Source organism: Microcystis sp. M090S1 (genome assembly GCF_020246295.1).
Taxonomy (GTDB): Bacteria; Cyanobacteriota; Cyanobacteriia; order Cyanobacteriales; family Microcystaceae; genus Microcystis; species Microcystis aeruginosa.
The window spans coordinates 1-5638 of sequence record NZ_JADBTF010000326.1; the positions used below are offsets into that span (position 1 = coordinate 1).

A 5638-nucleotide genomic window follows, 5' to 3' on the forward strand; every position below is an offset into this window, starting at 1 on the left:
CGGACAAGCTTTTCTGAACGGAACCCCCTAAGCCGAGTTTTCAAGGTGCTGTCCGCCCACTTGGTTTTCGAGACGGTCTTTTTAATTCTAACGTAAAGCCAACCTAGAACGGCGGGGTTTCCCACCCAAAATTTTCGATGAACAAATTTTACAGCCAATCGCTACCGAATACGGCTTGGTGAATATCGATTCTGAAATGACGATAACTCAAAAAGATTGGGATTGAATTGCCGTGATTACCACCGTATTGATAATATCGGGAACGGTACAACCGCGACTGAGATCATTGACGGGTTTTTTTAATCCCTGTAGGATTGGACCAATCGCTAAAGCTTTCGTTTCCCGCTGCACGGCTTTATAAGTATTATTACCTGTATTCAGGTCAGGAAAAATAAACACCGTCGCTTGGCCCGCTACCTCTGACCCCGGCATTTTTTGGGCGGCTACTTCCTTATCCACGGCCGCATCGTATTGAATCGGCCCTTCTAGCTTCAAATCGGGGCGTTTTTCCCTAGCGATTTTGGTCGCTCGTCGTACTTTTTCCACGTCTTCTCCCTGGCCCGATTGACCCGAAGAATAGGAAAGCAGGGCGATTCGCGGCTCTATTCCGAATTTTTGGGCGGTTTCGGCAGAAGATAGGGCGATTTCGGCTAATTCCTCGGCACTGGGGTCGGGATTGACCGCACAATCCCCATAGACCAAGACTCGATCCTCTAGACACATAAAAAAGACCGAGGAGACGATCGCACAATCGGGCTTAGTTTTGATAATCTGGAGTGCAGGCCGAATCGTGTGTTGAGTGGTATGCACTGCCCCCGATACCATACCATCGGCATCGCCTTGATACACCATTAAAGTGCCAAAATAGGAGACATCCTGTGCATAATCCCGGGCCAGATCGAGATTCATTCCCTTGGCTTTTCTCGCTTCGTAGAGGGTCTGCACATAGCTTTCAAAATGGGGACTAGCCACGGGGTCAATAATTTGCAGGCGATCGAGATCGAGAGTGATACCATGTTTTTTAATCACCATTGCGATCTCGTCCGGTTGTCCCAAGAGGGTTAAATCGACGATATCCTGTTCGATTAAAACTGTGGCTGCCCGGAGGATGCGCGGTTCAGTACCCTCGGCCAAAACGATGTGACGTTTTTGCGCTTTGGCCTGTTGTACGAGATTATAGGTGAACATCTTCGGGGTAATCCCCTGGGTCCGCAAAGTGCGAATTTGCGCTTCTAGGCGATCGAGATTGATGTTACTGTGAAAAAGCTGCAGACTGAGGTTAATTTTATCGTAGTCCGTCGAGGTCAGGGCGGTCCGCACTTGGTGGATGCGTTCGGCCGTGGTGTAGGTATCGGTGGTGACGGAGAGAATCGGTAAGGGATCGGGCAAACCGTCAATTAAACGGGCGATCGAAGGATTGAGACTATGACCTGCTGTTAAGACTATACCGGCTAATTGGGGATAATTGGCCGATTGGTGGGCCTGTAACATCCCGATAATCACATCGCCGCGATCCCAAGGAGTGATAATTAAACTATCTTCTTTTAACCGCTCTAGGGCATTTTGCATCTGCATGGCCACCACCAGAAAGTTACTAGCTAAACTATCTAATCTCTGCTGTCCGTAGAGAACTTTTGCCTGTAATTGTTGGGCGATTTCTGCCACTCGCGGGCTGCTCAGTTTGGCATTGTGGGGAATCACTCCTAGGGCATATTCTTGGGGGGGAAAAATTTTAGTCAGGCTTTTCCGTAATTCGTCTATTTTTTCCTCTTCAGCTTGATTGATAATAATCCCAATCACCGTACAACCTTTATCTTGGTAGGTGTCGCAGGAAATCAGGATCGGACTAAGGGCATCTTCGATACTGCGATTGTGGGCATTACCTAATATTAAGATGGGATGGCCGAGATTTTTGGCGATTTCTGTATTTAGTTCAAATTCAAAGGCGGAATTTTCTTGCAGATAATCGGAACCTTCACAGAGGATAAAATCATATTTTTTTTCTAAGTTTTTAAACTTTTTGATAATTCTTTCGATGATTTCATCAAATTTTTGTTGTACCAATAAATCCTTAACTTCTTCGTAACATAAACCGAAGGCTTCTTCGTAGGTTTGTTCTAATTTAAAATAATTGAGGATTAAGTCAATGTCTTCGTCCCGATGACCTTCGGAGCAGTCGAGAACAATTGGCTGGAAAAAAGCAACTTTATTAGTTTTGCGGAGAATTAAGTCAATAATTCCTAAAGCTACTAACGCTTTACCGCTTCCCGTTGCCGTCGTGCTGATATATAAAGAGTTAGTCATGGGTAGAGGAGAATAATAACAGGAGTGGGATTTAATTCACCCACCCCAACCTTGAGGTGGGCTTTTTCAGCTAAATCAGGATAATTTTGGTGAATCTGTTGATGGCAATAATTAACTTTTAGTTGTTGATCAAGGGGTGGAAATTCTGCGATTAAGTTGTCTATAAGGGTGTGAACTGTTGGCAAATTTTCAGGTAAACTATCTTCAGTTGTTTGCTCATCCAGAGATTTTTCTTACAGAGTGATCGCTGTTTGAATATCTACTAGGGAGTGATGGACTATACCTTGTAATCTAGCAGTTATTTTGTCCGATTGCTGTTCACTGGTAACATTTTTTCCATGAACTTGATTTAATTTCCTCAGATTAAGATAAAAACTCCATAAAATCCTATCACGGGCTTTCCAGCTAGGGCTTGATTTTTCACAAAGATTTAAGCTTATCTCCCTCGGATTGCCATTAAATCTTAACTGGAAGCAATTACCCCAGATTGTTGAAACCATTGGCTAATTCCGGCGGCTAAAACTTGCGCTAATTGTTTTTGTGCCTGAGTATCGGTAATCCATTCAAATTCTTGAGGATTACTCATAAATCCTAACTCTAATAACAAAGAAGGACTACTATAGGGACGAGTTAAAGCTAAATTATTCCAAAATACTCCATAGGAAGGACGGTTAAGATTTTTAGTTAAATAATCGTGGAGAAAAACTGATAAATCCGCTGCCTGGGGATGATACCAAAATATGCCAATTCCTTGAGTATTTAAGGCATCTCCATCATCAGGTAAAGCATTATAGTGAACCGATATTGCTAGGGTTGGTTGCAGATTATTAATCATCTCTACTCGTGCTGGTAGGGATAGGTCGATGTCAGTTTCTCTGGTTAAATAAACTGTTGCCCCCAATTTTTCTAACTCCCGTTTAATTAATTTAGACATAACCAAATTAATCTCTTTTTCTGTGTAACCCGTCGGACCGACAGCACCGGTTTCTTTACCTCCGTGTCCGGGATCTAATAAAATAACTTTGCCCTGTAAATTATCACTTTTTTCCGGGGGATGACGCAGGGTTAAGATTAAATTTGTCCCCTGGTAACGAAGACTATAACCCCACTGTTGTTTTTGGTTAAGATTAAAAGTGTATTCTATCGTGGTCGGGTTGATTTGTCGCCAATCTAAACGTCTTACTAAAGGATTATCCACCAGAAAAATTGTATCGGTTTGGGCAATGGTATTATAAAGAGTCAAAATAAATTTATCATCTTCTTGTGCCACGGCGATCGGTACAGGATGGGAGAGGGGAAAAATAATTTCCGTTGCTTGATTGATACTTCGAGAAGAGAGACCGCGAATATTAGCATTATCCAATACCTCATTGACTATTAAACGGGTTTCTCGCTCTAAAATCCAACCACCATAATCTAACCGTAACCAATCCCCTTCTTTCCCAGTGACTCTCGCTTTCGTGCCTTGGGGTAAAGGAGTTAAACGGGAATAATCACTACCCGGCCCCGTGCGAGCTACCCCTTCCGCAACTATAATTTCAATCACCGGTAAATTTTGATCGCTAATAATGTTAATTTCTCCTTGACCTTGTTGGCTAATCGAGCGATTATTTAATTGTGCTGTAAAAATAGGTTTTCCTAAGTTAGCCTCTTGCTTAAACTGCTGACAACCTCGATAGTAACCAGTTTTATCCTCGGACTTCGCTTGATTGAGATTAGTTAAAACTGCGGCATTACTAGGCAATTTTGTGGTTTGAGGTTGGGGTAAAAGAGGCAGGATTTTATCTCCTAACTGCACAGAAACCTGAGCTTTGGGAGTGGCAATCGCACTAAAACAAATCCATTCCCCCACTAACCTCGTCTTATTGACAGAAGGACTGAGAGAGTTATCAGCAAAAGCTAATTCTTGAGGAATAATTGCTTGAGTATCTCGACGAATTATTTGGCGATTAATAGTTTGGTTTTGATAGCGAATAGTGAAATTATTTTCGCCAACTTCTAGGGGAAAACTAGGGGCAAAATATCCTTTAGCACTGCGTTGAATCGGTTGATTATTGAGCAAAACTTGACCCGATGGAGGAGCAGAGCCAATAAAAAAGATTCTAGAGGCCGTGGTTTGATGATTATCGGGAGGATAAACAATCATCAATGAGGTAGATTTAGCGCTGATACTGTGATAAAAACCGATTAATAGGACTAAACCCCAACCAATTAAGATATTTTGCCCAAAAGTTCTCACTTTTAACCAGAATGTCCCCATATTATCCCCCTCTTAGCTGACAAATATTATCCTAGGACAAATTCTAGAGGTTTGTTGTTCGTCTTCTCAGTTGTACTGTATTTAAACTGATCGGGAAATTTAGTACAAATGCTCTGGCTCCCACTTCCCCACCACCCCACCACCCCACTTCCCCACTTCCCCACTTCCCCATCCCCCCCCGCAACGCGCACGCAGTGACCACCCCATCACCCCCCGCAACGCGCACGCAGTGACCACCCCATCACCCCCCGCAACGCGCACGCAGTGACCACCCCATCACCCCTCTCCCTGTTTTTGACCCTCATCTCTTATGATCAAGATAGATTAACTTTTGTAAAGGAATCGGAGTTATGGCTTTAACCGTTGGAACAATCGCGCCGAACTTTACCACCACCGACGATACTGGAAAAACCGTTTCCCTGTCGGATTTTCAAGGTAAAGTCCTAGTTTTATACTTCTATCCCAAAGATGATACCCCCGGCTGCACCAAGGAAGCGCAAAGCTTCCGGGATAACTACCAACAATACCAAGACAAGGAAATAGTAGTCTTCGGGGTGAGCAGGGATGACCAAGGTTCCCATGCACAATTTAAAGAAAAATACGGTTTACCCTTCCAATTGCTAGTAGATACCAATGGTGCTATCACCAAAGCTTATGATGTCGATGGTGGTGGCTATTCTAAGCGCGTCACCTATATCATCGATGCAGAAGGCAAAATTAGCCATGTGGATGACAAAGTGAATACCGCTAGTCACGCATCGGATATTCTCTGTGTAGTCGGTTAATTTTTCCTAAAATCTTTTCTGGGTGTGTTAGGGGAGCCTAATACACCCGATACCCCAGTTCACTGATAATCAGTTTTTAATAACCGGATTTAGTATGATCACCCTGATAAACTTCAACTAACTAGGGCTTGCTGAATAATGGTAAAACCCTTTTAAAATAAGGCTTTTGACCTGTTAAAATCCGATTTTCGCAGCATGAAAATCGGATTGGGACCCTCAAAAACATTGCATTATCCTTATTGTAGTACATAAACTGGTACGAAAAGAGAGGGCAACAAAGCCTGAAACG

At 43.2% G+C, this 5638-nt stretch carries 4 protein-coding genes; 1 reads left to right on the top strand and 3 read right to left on the bottom strand.

The window, feature by feature from the left end; translation table 11 throughout:
* Window positions 1-207 precede the first annotated feature (207 nt).
* From pta to IM477_RS14295, 3 genes are all read right to left on the bottom strand, one after another.
* On the bottom strand, window positions 208-2304 hold the full coding sequence (pta, locus tag IM477_RS14285; protein WP_287732234.1) for a phosphate acetyltransferase: 2097 nt from the start codon (window positions 2302-2304) through the stop codon (window positions 208-210).
* Window positions 2301-2489 (bottom strand): hypothetical protein, encoded by a 189-nt coding sequence (locus tag IM477_RS14290; RefSeq protein WP_287732235.1) that lies wholly within the window; start codon window positions 2487-2489, stop codon window positions 2301-2303. The genes pta and IM477_RS14290 overlap by 4 nt, the downstream gene beginning before the upstream one ends.
* A 278-nt stretch (window positions 2490-2767) precedes the next feature.
* On the bottom strand, window positions 2768-4564 hold the full coding sequence (locus tag IM477_RS14295; RefSeq protein ID WP_287732236.1) for an N-acetylmuramoyl-L-alanine amidase family protein: 1797 nt from the start codon (window positions 4562-4564) through the stop codon (window positions 2768-2770).
* Between the two features lie 350 nt (window positions 4565-4914).
* On the opposite strand from IM477_RS14295, the gene IM477_RS14300 reads away from it, so the two are divergent.
* On the top strand, window positions 4915-5349 hold the full coding sequence (locus tag IM477_RS14300; RefSeq protein WP_287732238.1) for a peroxiredoxin: 435 nt from the start codon (window positions 4915-4917) through the stop codon (window positions 5347-5349).
* Window positions 5350-5638 lie beyond the last annotated feature (289 nt).

Excerpts from the sequence above, each read along its gene's own strand:
- IM477_RS14295 (WP_287732236.1), bottom strand. The coding sequence starts at position 4,564 with ATGGGGACATTCTGGTTAAAAGTGAGAACTTTTGGGCAAAATATCTTA.
- IM477_RS14300 (WP_287732238.1), top strand. The coding sequence starts at position 4,915 with ATGGCTTTAACCGTTGGAACAATCGCGCCGAACTTTACCACCACCGAC.
- pta (WP_287732234.1), bottom strand. The coding sequence starts at position 2,304 with ATGACTAACTCTTTATATATCAGCACGACGGCAACGGGAAGCGGTAAA.